This is a genomic window from Cryobacterium serini, assembly GCF_004404025.1.
Lineage (GTDB): Bacteria > Actinomycetota > Actinomycetes > Actinomycetales > Microbacteriaceae > Cryobacterium > Cryobacterium serini.
The window spans coordinates 145,399-169,551 of sequence record NZ_SOHN01000010.1 but is presented as its reverse complement, the minus strand read 5'-3'; the positions used below and the strand labels follow the sequence as shown (position 1 = coordinate 169,551).

The 24,153-nt window shown below is 65.4% G+C and carries 24 protein-coding genes; 13 read left to right on the top strand and 11 right to left on the bottom strand.

From position 1 onward, the window contains the following. Nucleotides 1-58 precede the first annotated feature (58 nt). Both E3T51_RS08980 and E3T51_RS08975 read left to right on the top strand, forming a co-directional pair. Complete coding sequence (locus E3T51_RS08980; RefSeq protein WP_104192253.1) at nt 59-418, top strand: PadR family transcriptional regulator; 360 nt, start codon at nt 59-61, stop codon at nt 416-418. Beyond that, on the top strand, nt 415-1,533 hold the full coding sequence (locus E3T51_RS08975; RefSeq protein WP_104192254.1) for a hypothetical protein: 1,119 nt from the start codon (nt 415-417) through the stop codon (nt 1,531-1,533). The genes E3T51_RS08980 and E3T51_RS08975 overlap by 4 nt, the downstream gene beginning before the upstream one ends. Before the next feature lie 123 nt (nt 1,534-1,656). Here the strand turns inward: E3T51_RS08975 and E3T51_RS08970 are convergent, their stop codons facing one another. After that, nucleotides 1,657-3,003, bottom strand: a complete 1,347-nt coding sequence (locus E3T51_RS08970) for an aminotransferase class III-fold pyridoxal phosphate-dependent enzyme (RefSeq protein WP_134529547.1) — start codon at nt 3,001-3,003, stop codon at nt 1,657-1,659. A gap of 52 nt (nt 3,004-3,055) precedes the next feature. Continuing rightward, complete coding sequence (locus E3T51_RS08965) at nt 3,056-3,895, bottom strand: lysophospholipid acyltransferase family protein (protein ID WP_420898422.1); 840 nt, start codon at nt 3,893-3,895, stop codon at nt 3,056-3,058. Between the two features lie 44 nt (nt 3,896-3,939). On the opposite strand from E3T51_RS08965, the gene dxr reads away from it, so the two are divergent. Further along, the gene (gene dxr, locus E3T51_RS08960) at nt 3,940-5,022 is read left to right on the top strand and encodes a 1-deoxy-D-xylulose-5-phosphate reductoisomerase (RefSeq protein ID WP_134529546.1); all 1,083 of its coding nucleotides are present in this window, start codon (nt 3,940-3,942) and stop codon (nt 5,020-5,022) included. Nucleotides 5,023-5,030: 8 nt separating this feature from the next. Here the strand turns inward: dxr and E3T51_RS08955 are convergent, their stop codons facing one another. Then, complete coding sequence (locus E3T51_RS08955; protein WP_134529545.1) at nt 5,031-5,507, bottom strand: mucin-associated surface protein; 477 nt, start codon at nt 5,505-5,507, stop codon at nt 5,031-5,033. Beyond that, nucleotides 5,504-6,787 carry a serine/threonine-protein kinase gene (locus tag E3T51_RS08950; protein WP_241989240.1) on the bottom strand — a complete coding sequence of 428 codons (1,284 nt, stop codon included), beginning with the start codon at nt 6,785-6,787 and terminating at the stop codon, nt 5,504-5,506. The genes E3T51_RS08955 and E3T51_RS08950 overlap by 4 nt, the downstream gene beginning before the upstream one ends. 109 nt (nt 6,788-6,896) lie before the next feature. Here E3T51_RS08950 and E3T51_RS08945 point away from each other — a divergent pair, with 109 nt between their 5' ends. Continuing rightward, a complete protein-coding gene (locus tag E3T51_RS08945) occupies nt 6,897-8,276 on the top strand; it encodes a M50 family metallopeptidase (protein ID WP_134529544.1) in 1,380 nt (459 codons plus the stop codon). 7 nt (nt 8,277-8,283) lie between these two features. Here the strand turns inward: E3T51_RS08945 and E3T51_RS08940 are convergent, their stop codons facing one another. Next, on the bottom strand, nt 8,284-9,468 hold the full coding sequence (locus E3T51_RS08940) for an acetyl-CoA C-acetyltransferase (protein WP_134529543.1): 1,185 nt from the start codon (nt 9,466-9,468) through the stop codon (nt 8,284-8,286). Between the two features lie 163 nt (nt 9,469-9,631). Between E3T51_RS08940 and ispG the strand changes: the two genes are divergently transcribed. Then, nucleotides 9,632-10,786, top strand: coding sequence for a flavodoxin-dependent (E)-4-hydroxy-3-methylbut-2-enyl-diphosphate synthase (gene ispG, locus E3T51_RS08935; protein WP_174844578.1), 1,155 nt, complete (start codon nt 9,632-9,634; stop codon nt 10,784-10,786). A 35-nt stretch (nt 10,787-10,821) separates the two neighbouring features. Here ispG and E3T51_RS08930 read toward each other — a convergent pair whose 3' ends face one another. Together E3T51_RS08930 and E3T51_RS08925 are read right to left on the bottom strand one after the other, a co-directional pair. After that, the gene (locus E3T51_RS08930; RefSeq protein ID WP_134529542.1) at nt 10,822-11,049 is read right to left on the bottom strand and encodes a hypothetical protein; all 228 of its coding nucleotides are present in this window, start codon (nt 11,047-11,049) and stop codon (nt 10,822-10,824) included. 177 nt (nt 11,050-11,226) lie between these two features. After that, a complete protein-coding gene (locus tag E3T51_RS08925) occupies nt 11,227-11,436 on the bottom strand; it encodes a hypothetical protein (RefSeq protein ID WP_134529541.1) in 210 nt (69 codons plus the stop codon). A 427-nt stretch (nt 11,437-11,863) separates the two neighbouring features. Here E3T51_RS08925 and E3T51_RS08920 point away from each other — a divergent pair, with 427 nt between their 5' ends. From E3T51_RS08920 to rbfA, 5 genes are all read left to right on the top strand, one after another. Next, nucleotides 11,864-13,627: a proline--tRNA ligase gene (locus E3T51_RS08920; RefSeq protein WP_104192263.1), complete on the top strand. Its 1,764-nt coding sequence runs from the start codon at nt 11,864-11,866 to the stop codon at nt 13,625-13,627. Between the two features lie 197 nt (nt 13,628-13,824). Beyond that, nucleotides 13,825-14,862 carry a transcription termination factor NusA gene (nusA, locus tag E3T51_RS08915; RefSeq protein WP_134529540.1) on the top strand — a complete coding sequence of 346 codons (1,038 nt, stop codon included), beginning with the start codon at nt 13,825-13,827 and terminating at the stop codon, nt 14,860-14,862. 8 nt (nt 14,863-14,870) lie between these two features. Then, nucleotides 14,871-15,128, top strand: a complete 258-nt coding sequence (locus E3T51_RS08910; RefSeq protein ID WP_134529539.1) for a YlxR family protein — start codon at nt 14,871-14,873, stop codon at nt 15,126-15,128. A gap of 76 nt (nt 15,129-15,204) precedes the next feature. After that, complete coding sequence (gene infB, locus E3T51_RS08905) at nt 15,205-18,063, top strand: translation initiation factor IF-2 (protein ID WP_134529538.1); 2,859 nt, start codon at nt 15,205-15,207, stop codon at nt 18,061-18,063. Between the two features lie 233 nt (nt 18,064-18,296). Next, the gene (rbfA, locus tag E3T51_RS08900) at nt 18,297-18,776 is read left to right on the top strand and encodes a 30S ribosome-binding factor RbfA (protein ID WP_134529537.1); all 480 of its coding nucleotides are present in this window, start codon (nt 18,297-18,299) and stop codon (nt 18,774-18,776) included. 95 nt (nt 18,777-18,871) lie between these two features. On the opposite strand, the gene E3T51_RS08895 is transcribed toward rbfA, so the two are convergent. Genes E3T51_RS08895 through E3T51_RS08885 form a run of 3 tightly spaced genes read right to left on the bottom strand, consistent with a single transcriptional unit; the run spans nt 18,872 to nt 21,127 of the window. Then, complete coding sequence (locus tag E3T51_RS08895) at nt 18,872-19,378, bottom strand: dihydrofolate reductase (protein WP_134529536.1); 507 nt, start codon at nt 19,376-19,378, stop codon at nt 18,872-18,874. Beyond that, on the bottom strand, nt 19,375-20,196 hold the full coding sequence (locus E3T51_RS08890) for a thymidylate synthase (RefSeq protein WP_134529535.1): 822 nt from the start codon (nt 20,194-20,196) through the stop codon (nt 19,375-19,377). Before E3T51_RS08890 ends, E3T51_RS08895 begins: the two co-directional genes overlap by 4 nt. A gap of 31 nt (nt 20,197-20,227) precedes the next feature. Further along, nucleotides 20,228-21,127 carry an HhH-GPD family protein gene (locus E3T51_RS08885; RefSeq protein WP_134529534.1) on the bottom strand — a complete coding sequence of 300 codons (900 nt, stop codon included), beginning with the start codon at nt 21,125-21,127 and terminating at the stop codon, nt 20,228-20,230. Between the two features lie 23 nt (nt 21,128-21,150). Between E3T51_RS08885 and E3T51_RS08880 the strand changes: the two genes are divergently transcribed. Continuing rightward, on the top strand, nt 21,151-21,753 hold the full coding sequence (locus tag E3T51_RS08880) for a nucleoside/nucleotide kinase family protein (RefSeq protein ID WP_134529533.1): 603 nt from the start codon (nt 21,151-21,153) through the stop codon (nt 21,751-21,753). 15 nt (nt 21,754-21,768) lie between these two features. On the opposite strand, the gene E3T51_RS08875 is transcribed toward E3T51_RS08880, so the two are convergent. Beyond that, nucleotides 21,769-22,761: a ketopantoate reductase family protein gene (locus E3T51_RS08875; protein WP_134529532.1), complete on the bottom strand. Its 993-nt coding sequence runs from the start codon at nt 22,759-22,761 to the stop codon at nt 21,769-21,771. A gap of 76 nt (nt 22,762-22,837) precedes the next feature. Here E3T51_RS08875 and truB point away from each other — a divergent pair, with 76 nt between their 5' ends. Both truB and E3T51_RS08865 read left to right on the top strand, forming a co-directional pair. After that, a complete protein-coding gene (gene truB / locus E3T51_RS08870) occupies nt 22,838-23,785 on the top strand; it encodes a tRNA pseudouridine(55) synthase TruB (RefSeq protein WP_134529531.1) in 948 nt (315 codons plus the stop codon). Continuing rightward, a complete protein-coding gene (locus E3T51_RS08865) occupies nt 23,782-24,150 on the top strand; it encodes a hypothetical protein (RefSeq protein WP_134529530.1) in 369 nt (122 codons plus the stop codon). Before truB ends, E3T51_RS08865 begins: the two co-directional genes overlap by 4 nt. The last annotated feature ends 3 nt before the right edge of the window (nt 24,151-24,153 follow it).

Here is a 24,153-nt window from a genome sequence, read left to right as displayed (position 1 = left end):
ACGGTTTGCGTAGTAGTGTGGGATGCGTTGAAGATGCGTACTGATCGAAGGGATACCGATGGATACCACCCAGTTACTCAAGGGGGTGCTCGATATGGCCGTTTTGGCCGTGATCGTCGACGACGACGGCTACGGCTATGACATCGTGCGCCGGTTGCGTGCCGCCGGGCTCGACGAGGTCGGCGACGCGTCGGTCTACGGCACCCTCCGTCGGCTGTACAGCGCGGGGGCGCTATCCAGCTATGTCGTGCCCTCTGACGGCGGACCGCACCGAAAGTACTACGGAATGAACGCGAACGGCCGGGTCATGCTCGCCGAACAACGTGCGAACTGGTCTCACTTCGCCGATACCCTCACCCGGCTGCTCGAACAGCCGCAACCCACAGTTCCCCTACTCACGATCGGCGACAACTCATGAGCGACACCGCCACCACTACCCAGCCCATTCGGGACTTCGCCCTGGCCGTGCGGGCCGCCCTGAGCGATCTGCCGGCCGATGACGTCGACGACCTCACCGACGGCCTCGAGGCCGACCTGACGGAGCAGGCTGCTGACTTCGACGATGCCGATGCTGATGCCCCTGCGCCAGGCTTCGAGCTCGGCGATCCGGTCGCCTACGCCGACGAGTTGCGCGGCGCGGCCGGGCTTCCCGTGCGGGGAGATATGCCGACGGTTCGGGTGTCGACGCTGCGTCGGCTGCGCGCCCGGGCCGGGGGCCTTCAAGCAAACGCGACTCGGCGCGTCCGCTCGAGTGCAGCCGGTGCAGCGGTACTCGACTTTCTGCTCGTGCTCCGCCCACTGTGGTGGGTGCTGCGCGGCTGGATCGTTTATGCGGTCGCGTCGGTCTTTGCGGGTGGCGCCATCAGCACGGTGCCGTCCGACCCCGTGCGTTGGCTCGTGCTCTCCGCCTTCGTGATTTTGAGTGTGCAGTGGGGACGCGGGCACTGGCTACCCTGGCGCTGGCTTCCCGGCTTTCGTTTCGTTGTCAGCGTCTGCGCGATTCTGGTAATGCCTGTGTTGCTTAATTACACGGCCCATCAGGCCAATGTGCAGAACACTGCGTACGTGGAGTACACCCCGTCCCCGACGCCGGGGCTCATGCAGAGCGGCGTGCAGGTAACCAACGTATTCGCCTACGACGCCGATGGCCAGCCGCTCACCGACGTGCAGCTATTCGACCAGAGTGGCCGCGCACTCAACGTGGTCAACGACCCGGTCAATACGAACTACCTGCCGCAGCTTGATGCGGCCGGTGAGCAGGACATGGTCGTGCCGAGCATATTGGTACCGGGCGGCGGCTGGAACGTGTTTCCACTCCGACTGGTGATGTCTGGCGATATCGATTACACCTACGACTCCCTCGGCCAGGCATACCAAGCGGATGCTGCACCCTCGCTGTTCCCGTTCGCCCAGGTACGGCCGCTCGTGCCGGTGTCCGAAACGGGGGAGCCGGCACCAGCGCCATCGCCGACGCCATCGCCGACTCTGGTGCCGGAGCCGACAGCATCCGCTTCGCTGACGGCCGGACCGTGATGCGGCCGGCCACCGATCTGGTGGCGGCCATCAGCCCGTCGGCCATCGACCTGCCGCCCACCCAATCCGTTGACATCACGGACTGGGTTGCCGTACGCGAATACGCGGGGTCGGCGCGAGCGCCTAGGCAGGGTAGGCGGCCACCAGAGCGGTAAGTGCTTCTTCGAGCACGGTCGCAGCGTCGTCGATCAGCTCGTCGGAGATCACGACACTGGGCATGATGCGCAGCACGGAATCCCAGCTACCGGCATCGAGCGCGATGACCCCGTTCGTGGTTGCATGCTTGATTACGGCGGTCAACGCCTCTGGGTAGGGCTTCTTGGTGCCGGGATGCACCAGCTCCACGCCGAACATAGCGCCCTTGCCGCGTACCTCGCCGACGATGGAGAACTTCTCGGCCCAGTCGCCGATGCGCGCCCAGAGTGCGGCTTCGACCCGTTGAGCCTCGCCGAGCAGGTTGTCCCGCTCGATCAGGTTGAACACGGCGAGGGCAGCTGCGGTCGAGACCGGGTTGCCACCGAAGGTGCCGCCGATACCGCCGGGCTGCACGGAGTCCATGATGTCGGCGCGGCCGGTGACGGCGGCGAGCGGAAAGCCGCCGGCGATTCCCTTGGCCGTGGTGACCAGGTCGGGCACGACGTCGTGGTGCTCGATCGAGTACCAGACGCCGGTCCGGGCGATGCCAGCCTGAATCTCATCGGCGACGAATACTATGCCGTTCTCGGTGCAGAATTCGCGAATGCGCTTGAAATAGCCGGGCGCTGGAATGACGATGCCGCCGTCGCCCTGGATCGGCTCGACGAAGAACGCTGCGATCTCGGTCGCTCCGATGTGGGTCGTGATGTAGTCGATGGTCTTCTCGGCCGCTTCGAGCCCGCTGAGCCCGTCTCGGAACGGGTAGCTGGTGGGCACGCTGTAGATCTCACCGGGGAACGGCCCCATGCCGGCGCGCTCCGGCCAGGGGCGGTAGGTCATTGTCATGGTCAGGTTGGTGCGGCCGTGGAAGGCGTGGTCGAGGGCCACGATCGCGCGGCGCCCGGTGAATTTGCGGGCGATCTTCACCGCGTTCTCCACGGCCTCAGCGCCGGTGTTGACCAGAATCGAGTGTTTCTCAAAGTCACCGGGGGTGATCTGGCTAAGCTTCTCGGCCACCGCCACATAGTTCTCGTAGGGCGTTACCGTGAACAGGGTGTGGGTCAGCTTCGCTGCCTGGGCGGATGCTGCCGCCGCGACGTCCGGATGCGCATGACCGATCGTGGTCACCCCAATACCACTGCCGAGGTCGATGATCTGGTTGCCGTCGACGTCGACCAGAATCGCTCCCGCGCCGTGGTCCATGTAGATGTTGGCGAGGGTCCCGGCGCCGCGGGCGACCGATTGCTCTCGCCTGGCCTGAAGTTCAACCGACTTGGGGCCGGGAAGAGCCGTGACGAGTTTGCGTTGCTGGGGCACCGAATACGTTGCAGTCATTACTCCAGCCTATGACTGTCGTCGCTCGCAACCGAATGCCGAAGGTCTACGGCTACAGGCGTTCGCGCGGAAACACCCGGCGGGCGAGACGATTCAGCGTACCGACCGGCGGCGATTCGTTGTAGGCATGAGCCAATTCCTGGCCGGACAGGTCGTGAATGGCCGTCATGATCTCATCCGTCGCCTGGCGTCGGGCCTTGCCCGAGGTCGCCTGGCCGTGATGACTGAGGTCGAGCGGCTTGCCGAAAGCGACCGTGACCTTGCGGATGCGGGGCAGGGTGGTTCCCACCGGCTGAATCTCCTGCGTGCCGATCAATCCGACCGGAACCACAACAGCGCCAGTGGTCAGGGCCAGCCAGGCGACACCGGTACGACCCTTGTAGAGGCGGCCGTCGAGTGAGCGAGTGCCCTCCGGATAGATCGCGAACGCACCCTCGGCGTCGAGCACCGCTCGACCCTCATCGAGGGCGGCCTGGGCGGCCTGCCCGGCGCCGCGTTCCACGCCGATAGCGCCGATCGCTGTGAAGAACGTGCGGGAGACCCAGCCCTTGAAGCCGGTTCCGGTGAAGTAGGTCGACTTGGCGAGGAATTGCACCCGCCGGGTAGCGACGAGCGGAATGACGATGCTGTCGATGAAGGAAAGGTGGTTGCTCGCCAGGATGACGCGGCCGCTGGCCGGAATGTTCTCCCGGCCCAAAATGCGCGGGCGAAACACGACGCGGGCGACGGGCGCCATGATGCCGTAGCCGAGAAAGTAGACGAATCCCGGACGTTTCACGCGTTCGGGTTCGCCCGGCAGGTCCGCAGAAACATCGTGAGGGACGGCTGTGGATTCGCTGTCGCTGGTGTCGGTCGCGTCGTCGTCTTTGGGTTCTGCTCTGGCACCGGTCACCCGTTGACACTACGCCACGGACGGCGTGCACCTAGCATGGAGGGGTGCAGCGAGTAATTATCCTCGGGTCTACGGGCTCGATCGGAACCCAGGCCCTCGACGTTATCCGCGCCAACCCTGAACGATTCGAGGTGGTTGGACTCGCGGCCGGCAGTAACCGCGACCTGCTCGCGCTGCAAGCCCTCGATTTTCAGGTCGAGCACACGGCCCTGGGAGCGGATGCTGCCGAGCAGCTGGTGCGGGACGTCGACGCCGACGTCGTGCTGAACGGCATCACCGGTTCGGTCGGGCTCGGACCGACGCTCGCCGCGTTGAGGGCTGGTCGCACTCTGGCCCTGGCCAATAAGGAGTCGCTCATCGTCGGCGGTGACCTCGTGAAATCGCTCGCGGCGCCCGGGCAGATTGTGCCCGTTGATTCCGAACACTCCGCCATTGCGCAGGCCTTGCTCGCCGGAACCCCGCAGGAGGTGCGTCGACTCGTGCTGACGGCATCCGGCGGGCCGTTTCGTGGTTTCACCCGGGAGCAGCTTTCCCGGGTAACCCCTGCGCAGGCCCTCGCGCACCCGACCTGGAACATGGGGCTCGTGGTGACTACCAACTCGGCCACCCTCGTGAATAAGGGCCTGGAGATCATCGAGGCGCACCTATTGTTCGACGTGGAGTACGACCGCATTGACGCCGTCGTTCACCCGCAATCCGTGGTGCACTCGATGGTCGAATTCGTCGATGGGTCGACGATCGCGCAGGCAAGCCCCCCGGACATGCGGCTGCCGATCTCGCTTGGACTGGACTGGCCGAACCGGGTCGCCGCGGTTGGCGCTCCGATCGACTGGACCGTGCCGCACAGCTGGACCTTTGAACCGCTCGACAACGCGGCTTTTCCGGCCGTCGAACTAGCCAAGAAGGTCGGCCGCAAGGGCGGCACCTATCCCGCGGTGTTCAACGCGGCCAACGAGCAGGCCGTTGCTGCTTTTCACGCCGGACGCATCGGCTTTCTGGACATCGTCGACACGGTGCTGCGCGTGGTCGAATCCCACGAACAGGGCCCGGAACTTACCCGGGAGTCGCTCGCCGAGGCCGAACGCTGGGCGCGCGCCGCCGCTGACCAGCTCATCGCGGCCCACTAACGCACCGCTCAGTCGTCGCGGTCTTCGCGGTTTTCCTTGGCGTTTTCAGCGTCCTTCCTAGCGTTTTCCGCATCGTCCTTGGCCTGTTCGGCGCGGTCCTTGGCGTCCTCGTCGTTCTGCTCCGCGGCCGCGGCTGCTGCCTTCGCCGCTGCCTCCGCTGCGGCCTCCGCGGCCACGGCGGCGGCATCGATCTCAACGGTCAAGTCGTCCCGCACCAGATTGATCGCGGACTGTATCGACGCCGATCGTTCGGCGCTCACCTGGCCGGAAGCGGCCGCCGTGCGCAGGTTCGCTTGCATGGCGGTGAGCAACGACTGGGCGTTGGCGAAGTCTCCGGCGGCGGACGCTTCACTGATCGCCAGAATCTCACTTTGTAGCTGCTCGGCCGTGGTAGGTGGCAGGTCGACGGCGGTGGCCGTGCAGCCGGTCAGTGGCAGGAGGAACAGTGTAGCGGCGGCCAGGGTCAGCCGATGGCGTCGATTCACGGGTTCACGCTTTCCTGTAGCTCTTGAAGGTGGGTGCCGAGCGTGCCGTCCACGGCCGGATAGCTCGGTGGCACCGCTGTTGGCGCTTCGGCCGGGTTGAGCAGGAGCAGGGCGGCGACGGCTACGGCGATCAGGGTGAGCCCGCTCGCGACCATGAGGAGCACCCGGCGGCGTACGGGGCGGCTCGGATTGGCGGGGCGGCTCGGCTTGCGGGGGCTGATGGAGGCGCGGATGCTGGCGGCGGGGGTGCTGGCGGGAGCATCCGTTTTCAGAAGCTCGGTCGGAGCGTCAGCGCCAGCGGCGGCTGGAAGCAACAGCGTGGGGTCGGGCGCGGCGGCCGGCAACAACACGGTGGCAGTTGGCGCCTCTGCGGGCAGCAGCATGGTGGGTGCATCGAGGTTGCTGCTGCCGGTGGCCAGCGCTCGCAGCAACCCGGCGGCGTCGGCGGCGGTGGGCCGGTCGGCGAAATCGCGGGCGGTCATGGCCCGGAGAACGGTGGTCCAGTCGCGGCCGAGTTTGCTGGGAATTTCGGGCTGACGCTGCAGCCGCGCCATCGCCGATTCCACGGCGGTTCCGGGGTAGGCGCGCACTCCGGTGAGGCACTCGAGCAGCACCAGGCCGAGGGAATAAACGTCCGTCGGCGCGCCGATAACTCCACCGAGGGCCTGCTCAGGACTGAGATAGCTCGCGGTGCCGAGCAGTGACCCGGTCGCGGTGAGCCGGGTTTCGTCGAGGAGTCGGGCAATGCCGAAATCGGCGAGCTTGGCGTGCATGTTGCGGCCGGGAAAGCCGGAGGGCGCCAGCAAAACATTCGCCGGCTTGACATCCCGGTGAATGATGCCCTGCTCGTGCACGTAGTGCAGCGCTTCGGCGAGGTCTGCGCCCATCACGGCCACGTCGAGGCTCGGCAGCGGGCCGCCCTCGATGCGGGTGCGCAGGTCGGGGCCATCGACGAGTTCCATCACGATGAAGGTGCGCGGCACGCCGTCGACGAGTGCGGTGCCGGCGTCGAACAGGGTGACCAGCGCGAAGTGGTTCAAGCTCGCGAGCAGGGCGATCTCGCCGCTCTGCCGCTCGGGCTCGGACGCGGATCCGTCGGCGCGAAACAGCTTGACGGCCACGGTGCGGCCCAGAGCGGTATCCAGCGCTCGATAGACGGATGCCATCCCACCGGTGCCGATGAGGCTCTCGATCAAAAATCGGTTGGCTAACCGGCTGCCGACCGGGCCGAGTGTGGCCGGAACGGGCAGCTTCTGCGTGGGAACAGGTTCGTAAGACACGGGACCTCCTGGTACGTCCACCCTCTAGCAAAGCACATGCACCCCCGTATTGGGTGGTTCGACGTTCACCGCCAGCCGCTTTGCAGCTTGATGCGGTTACTCTACGACAGTGGAAAACGTACTTCTGTTCATACTTGGCGTCGCGATCGTCGTCGTCGGGCTCGCTGTGTCCATCGGCCTGCACGAAATCGGCCACCTCGTGCCCGCGAAGCTGTTCGGCGTCAAGGTTACCCAGTACATGATCGGCTTCGGGCCCACGCTCTGGTCGCGTACCAAGGGTGAGACGGAATACGGCGTCAAAGCGCTGCCGCTCGGTGGCTATATCGCCATGATCGGTATGTTCCCGCCCTCCAAGAAGGGCGGAGCCCCCCGCAGTACCACCACCGGCTTCTTCGACCAGATGGTGCAGGAGGGTGCACCGGAGAAGAAAACCAGCGCCCTGTCTACCCTGGTTGACGACGCTCGTCAGGCCAGCGCGGAGACCATCGGTGAGGGCGAAGACCACCGCGCGTTCTATCAGCTCCCGGTCTACAAACGCGTGATCATCATGCTGGGCGGGCCGACCATGAACCTGCTCATCGCGATTGTGATGTTTGCAATTTTGCTCATGGGATTCGGAAGCGCGCAGATCAGCACCACCATCGGCAGCTTGAGCGAGTGTGTGCTGCCCGCATCGAGCGACCGACAGACCTGCGCGGCCACCGATGAAGCGTCGCCCGGTGCCGCTTCCGGTCTGCTGCCCGGCGACCGATTGGTCAGTATCGGCGGCACCGCCATCGCGAGCTGGGAGCAGTCAACCGAGATCATCCGCTCGGCACCCGGTCGCACCCTCGCCGTCGTCGTCGAACGAGACGGTGCCGACGTCGATCTCGCGCTCACCCCCAAACTCACCGAACGCTACGTCTACACGGCTGATAACGAAATTAAAACGGATGCTTCCGGCGCCGCGATCACCGAGAAGGTCGGCTTCGTCGGAATCGGAGCCGCGAGCGAACTGGTACCCCAGCCCGCGACGGCCGTGCTGCCCATGGTCGGCGACAACATTGCCGGAGTCGCGCACGTGATCCTCAACCTGCCCGACCGGCTCGTGGCCGTGGCCAATGCTGCCTTCGGCCCGGGGGAGCGCGAGGTGAACGGACCGATCAGCGTGGTCGGTGTCGGCCGGGTGGCCGGCGAACTGGCGAGCATGGACACCGTTCCGGTGGCGACCAAGGTCGCGAGCATGCTCGGCCTGCTCGGATCGCTCAATATCGCCCTGTTCGTCTTCAACCTGGTGCCCCTGCTGCCGCTCGACGGCGGCCATGTCGCCGGGGCGCTCTGGGAAGGCATCCGTCGATTCTTCGCGAAGCTGTTCAAGCGGCCCGACCCGGGGCCGGTGGACATGGCCAAGCTCATGCCGCTCACCCTGGCCGTGGTGATTCTGCTCGGCGGGATGAGCCTGTTGCTCATCTACGCCGACATTGTCAAGCCAATCAACTTCTTCGGGTAGCCAAGCGCTACCGCGACAGCAGCAGCGCTTCGCCCTGGCCGCCGCCGCCGCACAGGGCCACGGCGGCCTTGCCGGTGCCGCGACGCGCCAGTTCGAGCGCGGCATGCAGGGCGATGCGCCCGCCGCTCGATCCGATGGGGTGACCGATCGCGATGCCACCGCCGTGAATGTTCACCTCGTCGGCGCTCACCCCGAGCACCTTCGACGACTGCGCCACGACCGAGGCGAAGGCCTCGTTGATCTCGATCACGTCGAGGTCTGCCACGGTCCAACCCTGGCGGGAGAGTGCGTGCGCGATCGCATTGGCCGGCTGGGAGTGCAGGGAGTTGTCGGGGCCGGCAACCTGGCCGCTGGCCTCAATCACGGCCAACCAGGGCAGGCCGTGCTTCTCGGCCCAGGCGCGGCTGGTCACGACGACCGCGCTCGCGCCGTCGCTCAGTGGCGCCGCGTTGCCGGCGGTGATGCTTCCCGCCGGGTCGAAGGCGGGGCGCAACCGGCCGAGCGTCTCGGTCGTGCTCTCCGCACGTACACCCTCGTCGGTGCTGATGACGAGCGGCTCGCCCTTACGCTGCGGAACGCTGATGGGCGTGATCTCGTCGTGAAAGACGTCATGTGCGGCGGCAGCTGCGGCGCGCTGGTGTGATGCGGCAGCGATTTCATCCTGCTCGATCCGGGTCTGACCGAGTTCAACATTGGCGCGCTCGGTTGAGAGTCCCATCGAGAGACCGTCGAACGCGTCGGTGAGGCCGTCGTAGGCGGCGTGGTCGAGAGCTGACACCGTTCCGTAGGCCCAGCCCTGGCGTGCCCCCGGCAGCAGGTGGGGAGCGCGCGACATGGACTCCTGGCCACCGGCCACGACGACATCCGCTTCACCGAGCCGTACCAGACGGGCGGCATCGATCACAGCGGCCAGGCCCGAAAGGCACACCTTGTTGAGCGTCATCGCCGGCACGTTCCAGGGGATGCCTGCAGCCACGCTGGACTGCCGAGCCGGGTTTTGCCCGCAGCCGGCCTGCAGCACCTGCCCCATGAGCACGAAATCGACCTGCGCCGGAGCCACTCCAGCGCGGGCGAGGGCGCCGACGATGGCGGCGGCGCCGAGATCAACGGCAGTGAGCGACGAGAGCTGCCCGTTCACGCGCCCCTGCGGGGTGCGGGATCCGGCTAGGATTACGACGTCTGTTTCGTTCATCGGGACTCCTTTGTCAATGAAATGCTACGTACCACCTCCCAGCATATTGGGGCGCTGCGGATATATTCGCCCGCATCGCCACAGCGACGCCGCTCGCGCAGCTGCCGCGCTGATCCGGGGCGACATTCAGCTTTGTACAAGCGACGACAACTAAGCTAGGCAAGTGGCTGCAATCAACTTGGGGATGCCCAAAGTACCTGAGGTACTCGCTCCCAGACGTAAATCCCGTCAGATCAAGGTCGGAAAGGTCCTGGTCGGTGGCAATGCTCAAGTGAGCGTGCAATCGATGACGACGACTCCGACGACGAACATCAACGCGACGCTCCAACAGATCGCCGAGCTCACGGCGACCGGATGCGACATCGTGCGCGTCGCGGTACCCACGCGCGATGACGCCGAAGCCCTGCCGATCATCGCAAAGAAGAGTCAGATCCCCGTCATCGCGGACATTCACTTTCAGCCGAACTATGTCTTCGCTGCGATCGACGCGGGCTGCGCCGCCGTGCGAGTGAACCCCGGCAACATCCGCAAGTTCGACGACCAGGTCGGCAAGATTGCCGCTGCAGCGAAGGCCGCTGGCGTGAGCCTGCGCATCGGCGTCAACGCCGGCTCGCTCGAGCCGAGCCTCATGCAGAAATACGGCAAGGCCACCCCTGAGGCGCTGGTGGAGAGCGCCGTTTGGGAGGCGAGCCTGTTCGAGGAACACGACTTTCACGACTTCAAGATCTCGGTCAAGCACAACGACCCGGTAATCATGGTCAAGGCATACCGACTGCTCGCCGAACGCGGCGACTGGCCGTTGCACCTCGGGGTCACCGAGGCGGGCCCAAGCTTTCAAGGCACGATCAAGAGCGCAACAGCCTTCGGTCTTCTGCTCGGCGAGGGGATTGGCGACACCATCCGTGTGTCGTTGAGCGCCCCGCCGGTCGAGGAGATCAAGGTGGGCCTGCAGATTCTGCAGTCGCTCAACCTGCGCGAACGCAAACTTGAGATCGTTTCCTGCCCGAGCTGCGGCCGGGCCCAAGTAGACGTCTACAAGCTCGCCAACGATGTCACCGACGGACTCGAGGGCATGACCGTGCCGCTGCGTGTCGCCGTCATGGGTTGCGTCGTCAACGGACCCGGCGAGGCTCGCGAGGCTGACCTTGGCGTCGCGAGTGGCAACGGCAAGGGCCAGATCTTCGTGCGCGGCGAGGTCATCAAGACCGTGCCCGAGTCCGAGATCGTAGCGACACTCATTGAAGAGGCCAACCGTCTCGCCGCCGAGATGCCCGCCGCAGAGCTCGGCAGCCCGACGGTGTCCGTCGGCGCGAAGTAGCAGATAGCAACTTTTCACAATCCGGCACACTCCGGCTAGGTGCGCCAGAATGGATCAGTGCTGGGGGTGTTGGCGCGGGTCGCGGTGGCGACGAGGGCACGTTCCACGTGGTCGAGGTCGTCCTGCAAGGCTTTCCCGTGCAGCGCGGTGAGGGTGGCCGCGATGATCTCCGCCGACTCCATGCCGAGGTCGCCGCTCTCCAGTCCGTCGGCAATAACCGGGTAGCGGGCCGGCACCGGCAGACCGAGCGGGGTGCGTTCCACCGTCGTAGCATTCGGTGGTCTCGCCGAGCTTCAGCCGGCGCTTGGCTTCGCGGGCGGAGATGCCGGCGAGTTGGGTGATGAAATCGACCCGGTTGCGGCATCCGTTCTTGTAGGCGAGCGAGCCGGTGCCGAGGTCGGTTTCGGCACGGACCCGATGTCGGTGGTGGCTCGTACGCTTTACATTCGTACAGAGGCACCATCAACCTTGCGACCCAGCGTTTCCAAGGCGGCCAGCACCGCGACGGCTTCGGTGTCGTCAAGCTGACCAAACCGCACCCCGTCCACAGCCGCAGCCAGAATCGCACCGGCCGGGGCAATCGCCGCCACCCGGAAATTGTCGGGTTCCGGCAGAGAGTCGGATGCGGCGGGCGGGGCGGTGAGGGTCATGGCTGCGGTGCCTCCTTCACCCGCCCCAATTATACTGCGACTTGGTCTCTAAGACGAGAGAATCTCAGCATTATGCTGACGGAATTGCAGAAGTTTCTGCGATCCGGAAGAGCTCGGGATCGGTTTGCTTGCGCACGCCCGAAGCCACCATGTGCGGAGGGAACCGCGCTCAAGCACGTCGCTTGGGCCCCATTTTCACTCAGCGTCACCATCGACACCATCGCCGAAGCCGTGGCAAGTGCTGCGGTAACAGACGACTAAGGAATCTCCATGCGAGTAACCAAGTCAATGCCGCTCTGCTCGAAAAAATCACTGCAATGGATACGCGTCTGGCCGCAATCGAGCGCACCCTGAGCGAGGTCGGCTGACCTCGAAGGCTGTACGGTACGTGGGGGAGCGCATCGCGGCGCCCGCGTAAGGTAGACGGGTGCCTACACGTCTCTCCAACTACTTTCTCCGTACTCTCCGCGAAGACCCCTCCGACGCTGAGGTGACCAGTCACCGCCTGCTCGTGCGGGCCGGCTACATTCGTCGCCAGGCCCCGGGTATTTTCGCCTGGCTGCCGCTCGGCCTGCGGGTGAAAGCCAAAGTGGAGCGCATCATCCGTGAAGAGATGACCGCCGCTGGCGCGCACGAGGTTCACTTTCCGGCCCTGCTGCCGCGCGAACCCTATGAAGTGACCGGCCGCTGGGACGAATACGGCGAAGGGCTTTTTCGCCTGAAAGACCGCAAGGGTTCCGACATGCTGCTCGCGCCGACCCACGAAGAGGTCTTCGCGCTGCTGGTGAAAGACCTGTACAGCAGCTACAAAGACCTGCCGCTGTCGATCTATCAGATCCAGGACAAATACCGCGATGAGGCCCGCTCGCGGGGCGGACTGCTGCGCGGCCGCGAGTTCACGATGAAAGATGCCTACTCCTTCGACCACACCGACGCCGGCCTCGACGTCAGCTACCAGCTGCAGCGCGACGCCTACGAACGCATCTTCACCCGATTCGGCCTCGACTACGAGATCGTGCAAGCGGATGCCGGCGCGATGGGTGGGTCCAAGAGCGAAGAGTTTCTGCACCCCACCCCCGTCGGCGAGGACACCTTCGTGCGGAGCGCCGGCGGTTACGCGGCCAACATCGAGGCGTTTCGCACGCTCGTTCCGGCCGACAGAGATTTCAGCGCACTGCCAGCCGCGCAGGTCTTCGACACCCCGAACACCCCGACCATCCAGACGCTGGTCGACAAGGCCAACTCCGAACACCCCCGCCCCGACGGCCGGGTGTGGACAGCAGCGGACACGCTCAAGAACGTCGTGCTCGCGCTCACCAGCCTCGACGGCACGCGTGAACTGATTGCGATCGGCGTTCCCGGCGACCGCGACGTCGACCTCAAGCGTGTCGAGGTGGCCTTCGCGCCCGCCGAGGTTGAGGCCGCCAACGAGGGCGATTTCGCCAAGAACCCCGGGCTGGTCAAGGGCTACATCGGCCCGTGGAGCGTTGGCGGCGCCGTGCTCGGCACGAAATCGACCACCGGCATCCGTTTTCTGGTCGACCCTCGCGTCGTTGCCGGCACCGAGTGGATCACCGGCGCCAACGAAGACAATCGCCACGTGTTCGGCCTCGTCGCCGGCCGTGACTTCGCGATCGACGATGTGGTCGAGTCCTCCGACGTGCGCGCCGGCGACCCGGCCCCCGATGGCTCCGGCCCGGTCGAACTTATTCGCGGCATGGAAATTGGGCACGTGTTTCAGCTCGGCCGCAAGTACGCCGAGGTTCTCGGACTCAAGGTTCTCGACGAGAACGGCAAGCTGGTCACGGTCACGATGGGCTCATACGGCATCGGCGTCACCCGCATCCTCGCGGTCATCGCCGAACTCAACAACGACGCAAAGGGCCTGATCTGGCCCGAAGCGGTAACCCCCTTCGACGTGCACGTGATCGCCACCGGCCGGGACGAGATCGTCTTCGACACCTCTGAGGCGGTCGTCGCCGCGATCGAAGCCACGGGTCGCGAGGTGCTTTACGACGACCGCCGCAAGGTCTCGCCCGGCGTCAAGTTCGGTGACGCCGAGCTCATCGGCGTTCCGTGGATCGTCATCGTCGGCCGGGGAGCCGCCGACGGTATCGTCGAACTGTGGAACCGCCGTACCGGCGATCGCGAGCAGGTCGACGTCGCCGACGTCGCCAAGCACTTCGCCTAAGCGATCTCATCGAGAGCGGATGCTGCCGGCTGGCTGAGCCGGCAGCATCCGCTCTGCAGCGAACCCGCCAAGACGGGCCGAGCCCGCGGGAGTGGGTGACGGGCCGCCGCAGATTCGGGTACCGTAGTATTCAGCCCGCTGCGCGGTTTCGCGGCGGCAAGATCATGCGACTAGATCGTACGTAGAGGAGGCCGGCCATGGACATCGACCTCAGTGTTTTGCGGCTACTGGAGCGCGAAAAAGAGATTCCCTTTGAGGAACTCGTACAAATCATTGAACAGGCGATTCTGACCGCCTATGTCAAGCACATCCAGCAGGATGTGACCAAGCTTGAAGCTTCGAAGATTGCCGACGCCAATCACCCCGGTCAGGAAGTGCCCGACGCGCGCGTCGTTCTCGACCGCAAGACCGGGCACGTCGACATCTACATCCCCGAGCACGATGATGAGGGCAACGTCATCGGCGAAGCCATCGACAACCCGACCGACTTTGGTCGTATCGCAGCCTTCGCCGCCAAGCAGGTCATCAACCAGCGTCTGCGCGACCTGGCCGACGACGCTGTGCTTGGCGAATTCAAGGGCCGCGAGGGTGACATCGTTGCCGGAATCATCCAGCAGGGCCCGAACCCGCGCATGATCCACGTCGACCTCGGTACGATCGAAGCGATCATGCCCCCCGAGGAGCAGGTTCCCACCGAGAGCTACGTGCACGGCGCGCGCATTCGCGTGTTCGTCACGGCCGTCGGTCGCGGACTCAAAGGCCCGCAGATCACCGTGTCGCGTACGCACCCGTCGCTCGTGCGTAAGTTGTTCGCACTCGAGGTGCCCGAGATCGCCAGTGGAGTCGTCGAGATCGTCTCGCTCGCCCGCGAAGCTGGCCACCGCACCAAGATCGCCGTGCGCGCCACGGAGCCCGGCGTCAACGCGAAGGGTGCTTGTATCGGAGAGCTCGGCCAGCGCGTACGCGCCGTGACCGTTGAGCTCAACAACGAAAAAATTGATATTGTCGACTTTTCGCCCGACCTCGCCACCTTCGTCGCGAGCGCCCTGTCGCCGGCCAAGGTGACGAGCGCCTACGTGATCGACGAGTCGATCAAGGCCGTGCGTGCCCTCGTTCCGGACTACCAGCTGTCGCTCGCGATCGGCAAGGAGGGCCAGAATGCCCGCCTCGCAGCTAAGCTGACCGGTGCGAAAATCGATATCCAGCCGGACAGCATTCTGGAGGATGCTGAATAGGGGGTACGATGGAACCCGTTAGAACGTGTATTGGCTGCCGTTCGCGCACCCCTCGATCCTCACTTTTGCGGATCGTTGCTGGGAAATCAGAAATTGTAGTGGATGAAACCGCCACAATCCCCGGTAGAGGTGCGTGGCTGCATGCCCGTGAAGCGTGCTTTCAGGATGCCGTAAGGCGACACGCTTTCGGGCGTGCTTTTCGTGTGACCGGGTCACTGGACGCGAAACAACTAGAGAACAGGCTGAATTGGCTTATGGATAACTAATGAGCGGCTCGAAATGAGACCCGTCCGTTACTAACGGTCTGCCCCTTTCCGGGTGCAGACCCGGAACAGGAGAATTGTGGCTGCGAAACCACGCGTACACGAGATTGCCACCGAGCTCGGAGTCGACAGCAAGGTAGCCCTTGCTAAATTGAAAGAAATGGGCGAGTTCGTCAAGGGACCGTCCTCCAGCGTTGAACCACCCGTAGCGCGTCGCCTTCGCGCGGCTCTCGAAACGGAAAGCGCCGCCGCCAAGGCTGCCGCTCCCGCTGCTGGTGCTGCCGTCAGTGCTGCCACTACGGCAACGCCCGCACGCCCGAGCCACGGCGCCAAGCCCGGTGCTCGTCCCGGCCCCAAGCCCGTTGCTGAACCGGTAGCCCCGGTTGTGGCCGAGGCTGTTCCGGCAGTGGATGCCGCGCCTCTTCCGGTCGCGCCGCTCACCGTGGCCGAGCGCCAGGCGCAGGCCACCGAGAAGGCTGCTGCTGCCCAGAAGGCTGCCGCTGTCGACCAGGCCGCCGCAGCTGATGCCGCCGACAAGCCCGGCACCCACACCCCCGAAGCGAAAGCCACGGAAGGATCGGCTACGCCGGTCAAGCCCGGCATGCCTCGCCCCGGAGCAGCACGACCGGGTAACAACCCGTTCGCCAGCAACCAGGGAATGGGCCAGCGTCCAACCCAGCCGCCGCGTCCGGGTAACAACCCGTTCGCGAGTGCGCAGGGAATGGGCCAGCGCCCCGCGACGCCTACCCCGAGCAACATTCCGCGCCCTCCCGCACCTCGTCCGGGTGCACCTCGTCCCGGCGGACCCGGCCAGGCTGCACGCCCGACCGGTTTCGGTCAGCGTCCAGGCGCATTCCAGCGCCCGGGCGGCGCCCCGGGTGGAGCCGGTGCCGCACGCCCCGGATTCACTCGTCCAGGCGCTCCCGCCGGAGCTCCCGGCTTCGGTCCGCCCCGCCCTGCCGGCGGTGGCGGTGGAGCCGGTCGCGGTCGCGGCCCGGGCGGTGGCACTGCTGGTGCCTTCGGTCGCGGTGGCGGCAAGAACAAGGCGCGCAAGTCCAAGCGCACGAAGAGAGCAGAGTTCGAACTGCGCGAGGCCCCGTCGCTGGGTGGAGTATCCGTACCCCGCGGCGACGGTGGAACCGTTGTTCGTCTTCGTCGCGGAGCGTCCATCACGGACTTCGCCGACAAGATCGACGCGAGTCCTGGAAACCTCGTTACCGTATTGTTCCACCTCGGTGAAATGGCCACGGCAACGGAGTCCCTCGACGAGGCAACGTTCGATGTGCTTGGCAGCGAGCTCGGCTACAAAATTCAGATGGTCTCTCCCGATGACGAAGACCGTGAGCTGCTGCTCGCGTTCGACATCGACATCGACCAGGAACTCGAAGACGAAACCGATGAAGACCTCGAGATTCGTCCTCCCGTTGTCACCGTCATGGGTCACGTCGACCACGGTAAGACCGCGCTTCTTGACGCGATCCGTAACGCCAAGGTCGCCGAGGGTGAAGCTGGTGGCATCACGCAGCACATTGGTGCCTACCAGATCATCACCGAGCACGAGGGTATTGATCGCGCGATGACCTTCATTGACACACCGGGCCACGAGGCGTTCACCGCCATGCGTGCTCGTGGTGCGCAGGTCACCGACATCGCCATTCTCGTGGTTGCCGCCGATGACGGCATCATGCCGCAGACGATTGAGGCGCTCAACCACGCCCAGGCCGCTAACGTGCCGATCGTGGTTGCTGTGAACAAGATCGACAAGCCCGGCGCCAACCCGCAGAAGGTGCGTCAGCAGCTCACTGAATTTGGCCTCGTCGCCGAAGAGTACGGCGGAGACGTCATGTTCGTCGACGTATCGGCCAAGAACAAGACCGGCATCCAGGAAATCCTTGACGCCGTGCTCCTGGTCGCCGACGCCGGACTCGACATGCGCTCCAACCCGAACAAGGACGCCCGTGGTGTCGCCATCGAGGCCCGCCTCGACAAGGGCCGCGGCGCGGTGGCAACCGTTCTCATCCAGTCCGGAACGCTGCGCGTGGGAGACTCCATCGTCGCCGGAACGGCCTACGGCCGCGTTCGTGCGATGGCCGACGAAAACGGTGTTGCCGTTCTTGCCGCCACACCGTCTCGCGCCGTTCAGGTGCAGGGTCTCTCGAGCGTTCCCCGCGCCGGCGACACCTTCCTCGTCATCGAGGAAGACCGCACAGCCCGTCAGATCGCTGAGAAGCGTGAAGCCGCCGAGCGCAACGCCCTGCTGGCCAAGGCTCGCAAGCGCATCAGCCTCGAAGACTTCACCCGTGCCCTCGAAGAGGGCAAGGTCGAGTCGCTCAACCTCATCATCAAGGGTGACGTTTCCGGTGCCGTTGAGGCGCTGGAAGAGTCGCTGCTCAAGATCGAGGTCGACGATTCGGTTCAGCTGCGCATCATCCACCGTGGTGTCGGTGCGGTCACGGAGAGCGACGTCAACCTCGCCACCGTTGACAACGCCATCATCATCGGGTTCAACGTTCGCCCCGACACGAAGGCTCGCGAGCGTGCCGCTCGCGAAGGCGTCGACGTGCGGTTCTACTCCGTCATCTACTCCGCCCTCGAGGACATCGAGAATTCCCTCAAGGGAATGCTCAAGCCCGAGTACGAAGAGATCCAGAGTGGTATCGCCGAAATTCGCGAGGTCTTCAGCTCGTCGAAGTTCGGAAACGTCGCCGGTGTCATCGTGCGCTCGGGTACCATCACCCGAAATGCCAAGGCTCGCGTTATTCGCGAGGGCATCGTGGTGGGGGACAACCTGGGCATCGAGTCGCTGCGTCGCTTCAAGGACGATGTCACCGAGGTCCGTACGGACTTCGAGTGTGGTATCGGACTGGGCAAGTTCAACGACATCCGAATTGGCGATGAGATTGAGACCATCGAAATGAAGGAGAAGCCGCGCGTCTAGCGTTGGTTTTGGGGGTCGGACTTCTCACGAAGTCCGACTTCCGCATTGGGTCGGGTCTTCGCAATTTTTTCCGAAAGGGAAAGAGCGGGGCCCCGTACCCCGATTCCCTGCCGTGCATATTAACAGCGGGGAAAATTCGCTCCGACCCTCAGCTGGTTGGCAGCATCCGTTTGACACGGTGAAAAAGTACAGAACGGCCGGGCGCTTCGGCGCCCGCTAACAAGGAGTGACTCATGGCAGATCCGGAACGCGCCAGAAAAATGGCGGACCGCATTAAAGTCATCATCGCCAAGCGACTGGAACGCGGCCTGCGCGATCCTCGGCTCGGGTTCGTGACCATCACGGACGTTAAGGTCACCGGGGATCTACAGCACGCCTCGGTGTTCTACACGGTCTATGGCTCGATCGAGGAACGCACCGACAGTGCAGCCGCGCTGAAGGCTGCAACGGGCCTGATGCGCAGCGAGGTCGGCAAGAACATCACCGCCCGGCTCACACCGTCGATCGAGTTCATCGCCGATGGCATCCCCGAGAACGCGGCGTTGATCGACGACCTGCTGCGTGAAGCACACGACCGCGATACCGCGACCGAGGACGGCAAGGGCACCGCCACCTACGCCGGCGAAGCAGACCCGTACAAGAAGCCGCGCGAATACGACGTTGAAGACGACGACGACGACGAGTCTGACGTCGATAGGACCGCGAAGCACTAGCACAACCGCCAGATATACCGACCGGGCCCGGGCCCGGAAAGTGGGCCCATGATAGAGCGTGGGCCCGGTTTCCGGGCCTGGGCCCGGTCGCAGTCTTAGGGGGCGGCCGTGGGGGACCGCTCGTAGCGGGTGAAACGGTAGGGGAGCGCGGTGCTGGAGGTGAACCATCCGTTTGGCGGATCTGTGCTGACCTGGGTCCAGGTGGCGTCGAGGGTCGGCGCGAGGGTGTCACCGTCGATCGAGGCGTCGATCTCGGTCACCTCGAGCACGTCGGCGTAGGGCAGCGCAAGCCGGTAGATCTCGGCGCCGCCGATCACCCAGACCGGCCCCTCGGCCAGCGCGAGCGCATCATGGAAATTGTGGGCAGCGGATGCCCCCTCCGCGGCCCAGCCTTGCTGCCGGGTGATTACGATGTTCTGCCGGCCAGGCAAGGGTCGAAAACGCGCCGGCAGCGAATCCCAGGTGCGACGCCCCATGATGACGGCCCCGCCCGCGGTGACGGAACGAAAATGGGCGAGGTCCTCCGGAAGGTGCCAGGGCATGAGCCCGTCGGCTCCGATCACACCGTTCACCGTTTGGGCCCAGATCAAGCCAAGTTTCATACCGCGACCGCGCCTTTGATAGCTGGGTGGTGCTGGTAGTTCTCGAGCACGAGGTCGTCGTACTCGTAGTCGAACAGGCTCGAGCGCCCCGGCTTGACGCGCAGGGTGGGGGAGGGGAACGGGGTGCGGGAGAGCTGCTCGGTGACCTGCTCGACGTGGTTGTCGTAGATGTGGCAGTCGCCGCCGGTCCAAACGAACTCGCCGAGCTCAAGGCCGGCCTGTTCGGCGACGAGCTGGGTGAGCAGGGCGTAGCTGGCGATGTTAAACGGCACGCCGAGAAAGAGATCGGCGCTGCGCTGGTAGAGCTGGCAGGACAGCTTGCCGTCGGCAACGTAGAACTGGAACAGGGCGTGGCAGGGCGCGAGGGCCATATGGGGCAGGTCTGCTACGTTCCAGGCCGAGACGATCATGCGCCTCGAGTCGGGGTCGGTGCGGAGGGTGTCGAGCACCTGGCTGATCTGGTCGATGGTCTCGCCGCCGGGGGTGGGCCAGGAGCGCCACTGCACGCCGTAGACCGGACCGAGTTCGCCGTTCTCGTCGGCCCACTCGTTCCAGATGCGCACGCCCTTTTCCTGCAGCCAGGTCACGTTGGAGTCGCCGCGCAGAAACCAGAGCAGTTCGTAGGCGATCGACGCGAAGTGCACTCGTTTGGTGGTCACGAGCGGAAATCCGGCGGCCAGGTCGAAGCGAAGCTGACGGCCGAACACGCTGCGGGTGCCGGTTCCGGTGCGGTCGGCCTTTCGAGCGCCGTTCTCGAGGGTGTCGCGAAGGAGCGCTGAATACTGGGCATCGGCAGCAAAAGAAGTGGTTTCGGTCACCGGTCAATCGTACGCGGGGAAGACGGGGCGGCTACTCCGGCAGGGTGTAGCCGTCCTGCACGAGTATCGCCAGACCGTCGGCCCTGAGACTGGCCAGCGCGCGCTGTAACTGGGCCGGATCCGGCCAGAGCGTGCCGATTTCGGCATCCGTTACTGCACGGTGGGTTGACCGCAATTCGGCCATGATGAGGCCGCGCACCTGCCGGTCACTTCCCTCGAATTTCTTCTGCACCGTTTTGCGGGTGCCGGTGTACTCGGGGTAGTCAGCGGCACGCCAGGCACATTCGTTCCGGATCGGGCACAGCTCACAGTGCGGGCTGCGGCTGGTGCAGACCACCGCGCCGAGTTCCATGATCGCGGCGTTGAACAGCGCCGCTTCCTGCACGCTCTGCGGCAGCAGCTGGCTCATGGCATCAAGGTCGCGGCCTCGACTGGGCGGCGAAGGCTCTCCGGCTCCAACGATTGCACGGGCGATTACCCGGCGCGTGTTCGTGTCGACGACCGGATGCCGATGGCCATACGCAAACGCGGCCACCGCCCGCGCGGTGTAATCCCCGATGCCGGTTAAGGCCAGCAGTTTGTCCAGGTCGGAGGGCACGACACCGCCGTGCAGCTCGGTGATCTGCACGGCTGCGGCGTGCAACCAGAGCGCGCGCCTCGGGTAGCCGAGGCTGGACCAGGCCCGCACCGCCTCGCTCGGCGGTACAGCGGCCAGAGCAGCCGGCGTGGGCCAGCGCGCCAGCCACTCCTCGAGCCGGGGAATGACTCGGTTCACCGGAGTCTGCTGCAGCATGAACTCGCTCACCAGGATGCCCCAGGCCCCGAATCCGTCGCGCCGCCACGGCAGGTCGCGCGCGTTCGCCACGAACCAGGCGTTGAGCGCGGCGCTGACGCTGGCCGCTTTCACGGGCGGAGAGGGTGTGACGTTCATTCGTTCTAACCTAGGCTCGATTCATGAAGCTGGTTTCCACACCGCGCACCGAATTTCTGCGCACCCTCGCCGCCGAGATCCTGCACAACTACGGCCGTGGCCGCACCATCATTGCCATCGACGGACCGGATGCCGCTGCGCGCGCCGCCTTCGGCGACGACCTTGCCGCGGTGTTCCGAGAAGATGAACTGCACGTATTCCGGGCCAGCCTCCGCTATTTTCAGCACTCCCGTGCCGAACAGCAGCGAATGGCTCCCGATACACCGGACCATCGCTACCGGGTCGGCTACGACTACTCGGCGCTTCGCCGGGTACTCGTCGAGCCCTTTCGCATGGGCGGCAGCACCGGCTTCGTCACCGAAGAGTTCGATCCCGATCGGGATACCTGGATTCAGCCGACCTGGCAGACCGCTCCCGCCGACGCCATCCTGATCATCGACGGCGACTACATCAACCGGCCCGAACTGCACGGACTCTGGTTGTACAGCGTGCTGCTGGAAGGCGCAGCGCTGAACGATTCTGACCTGCGGTACCTCGCCGAGGTTCATCCGCGGGATATCGTGTCGGCCGTGGTCGACACGACCGACGAGGAGGCCCCGCGCCGCGTGTTGACGGATCGCTGCTGACCGCTCGCTCGGCGCTTACCGGAACCGGGCCCAAACTTCGGCCGGGGTCAGGAACCGACCGCTCTGCTCGACCTCGTGCACGAGTTCGGTCAGCAGCGCGTTCACCGGTGCGGCCATGCCAGCTTCGCCTGCGGCGCGCACCACCGCTCCGTTGAGAAAATCAATCTCGGTGCGTTGGCCGCGCGCGAGGCTCTGCAGGGTCGACCCCTGGTTGGGCACCTTGCCCATCCGTGCACGCATCGACAGCGGCAACATTTGGCCGGCCCAGAGTGGCGCGACCGCAAACGCACGCAGCCGCCGGTGCGACAGGCCCTGCAGCGTTCCAAACCGAACCCCGTTAGCGAGGCCGACCCGCACGGTTTCGCGCATGCTCCGGGTCATCAAGCGGCGAAGGTTCGCCCGCCCGATCACCTCCTGCACGCTGAGCCCGGTGATGGCGGGCAGGGCGTTGAGCATATTCACGACGAGTTTGGTCCACTGGGCTCCGACGAAGTTGTCACGGGTGAGGGTGGGGAGTGCAGCGTCAAGAACTGCCTGCCATCGCCGGGTCGCCGCATCGACCGGGCCGGCGCCTCGCCCGAGATAGCTGGGCGCCGCCGTCGTCACGCGCACCCGGCCCGGCCCTTCATAGTGGGCGGCAATGATCGTGATGAGTCCGAAACATTCTGACTGCGGCAGCAGCCGCTCGGCCGTGGTGACCCCGTCGAGCCCGTTCTGCACGACGATCACCGGGGTGCCGTCGAGCACAGCGGAATTCTCGGCAATCGCCGCCGCAGCATCCTGTGCCTTGGTGCAGATCAGCGCGAGGTCGCACGGTTCGACCAGTCGTTCCACAGCCTGCGGCCGCGCAAACCGATCACCGTAGCCACCCGTCAAACGGATGCCTTCGGCCAGCACCGCCGGCAGCGCGGCCCCGCGCATGGTCACCACCAGATCGTGCCCCTGCAAAGCGAGCAGGCAGGCGAAGGTACTGCCCAGGGCGCCAGCGCCGATCACCGCGATTCTCACGGCTCACATACTACGGGCCGGGGCTGGCCGTGCGATTCGCACCATGCCCCCAGTCACACGCTGATATCCTCAGCAGGTGACCAGCGGCCTTCTACTCATTGACAAGGCGCAGGGCTGGACCAGCCATGACGCTGTCGCCCGAACCCGGCGTCTGGCCGGCACCCGTAAGGTCGGCCACGCCGGCACTCTCGACCCCATGGCCACCGGACTGCTCGTCCTCGGCATCGACAGTTCGACCCGGCTGCTCACCTATGTCGTCGGCCTCGACAAGGAATACCTCGCGACCATCCGCCTCGGCCAGTCCACCACAACGGATGACGCGGAGGGCGACGAACTCACCCGCGCGACCGCCGAGCAGGTCGCCGCCATCAGTGCCGCGGCCGTTGCGGCCGGCATCACGGACCTCACCGGTGAGATCAGCCAGCAGCCGAGTGCGGTCAGCGCCATCAAGGTTGACGGCAAACGCGCCTACGCCCGGGTGCGCGCGGGCGAAGACGTACAGTTACCGTCCCGCCCGGTGACCGTGAGCGAGTTCGAACTGCGCACCAGCACGCACGGAGACGGCTTTCTCGACCTCGAGGTGCGCGTCGAGTGCGCCTCCGGCACCTACATTCGCGCCCTGGCCCGCGACCTGGGCAGAGCGCTCGGCGTCGGCGGACACCTCACGGCGCTTCGCCGCACCCGCATCGGCCCGTTCCGCATCGAAAACGCCGCCACCCTCGAGCACATCGACGTTGTCGCCCAGCTCATTTCGCCAGCGGATGCTGCCACCCGCCTGCTTCCACGCCTCGATCTGTCGAGGGAAGAGGCCATTGACCTCGGCCACGGCAAACGCATCACCGTCGAGCGCGACCCCACCCGCACCGGACCGGTCGCCGCGATCGCTCCCGATGGTCGACTGGTCGGACTGGTCGAATATCGCGGTGACCAGGCCAAGTCGCTGCTGAACTTCGCGCAAGATAAACCAGACACGGCAGATAAACCAGACACGGCCGACGCCAGCGAATCGACACCCACCCCATGATCGAATGGTTCACCTGGCTGCAACTGGCCATCGCCGTGCCCGGCGGACTACTCTGCGTAATCCTGGGCCTCGCCGGGCGGAAGCCCACCGACCTCTCCATGGGCGCGACCGCACTGGTGGAGTTGTTGTTGATCGTGCAGCTCGCGGCCGCAATCGCGGCGCCGCTGGCCGGCAATGATGCCACCGGCAACCTGCTCGAGTTTTACACCTACCTGGTCAGCGCCATTGCGCTACCCGTCGTGGCCGGATTCTGGGCGCTGGTGGAACGCAGCCGCTGGAGCACGGTCATCCTCGGGGTGAGCAGCCTCTCGGTCGCCATCATGGTCTACCGCATGAACCAGATCTGGAACGTGCAGGGCAGCTGACGC